This is a genomic window from Pseudomonas sp. SIMBA_041 (assembly GCF_046535095.1).
GTDB classification, from domain to species: domain Bacteria; phylum Pseudomonadota; class Gammaproteobacteria; order Pseudomonadales; family Pseudomonadaceae; genus Aquipseudomonas; species Aquipseudomonas mucoides.
Genome location: NZ_JAWRXJ010000712.1, coordinates 1 through 249, shown reverse-complemented (window position 1 = coordinate 249; position 249 = coordinate 1). Strand labels below are relative to the sequence as shown.

Annotated in this window: 1 protein-coding gene; it reads right to left on the bottom strand. The window is 61.0% G+C overall.

All coding sequences use genetic code 11. The features are described 5' to 3' along the window. On the bottom strand, positions 1-249 hold a 249-nt coding region (locus tag SB725_RS32950), incomplete at both ends, for an amino acid permease (protein WP_410923666.1).

Below are 249 nucleotides of genomic sequence, written 5' to 3'. Positions count from 1 at the left end.
TGCCCAGGCTGTCAAAGATCTGCACGAACGGGCTGCCCTGGGTACCGATCTGCGGCCAGGGGAAAATCGACATCAGCACGAACAGGGTCAGCACGTAGAACAGCAGGATACGCAGCGGCACGGCATTGATCGCCTTGGGAATGACCCGCTTCGGGTCCTGGGCCTCGCCCGCAGTGACCCCGATGATCTCGATGCCGCCAAAGGCAAACATCACCACGGCAAACGAGGCGATCACCCCACTGATGCCAT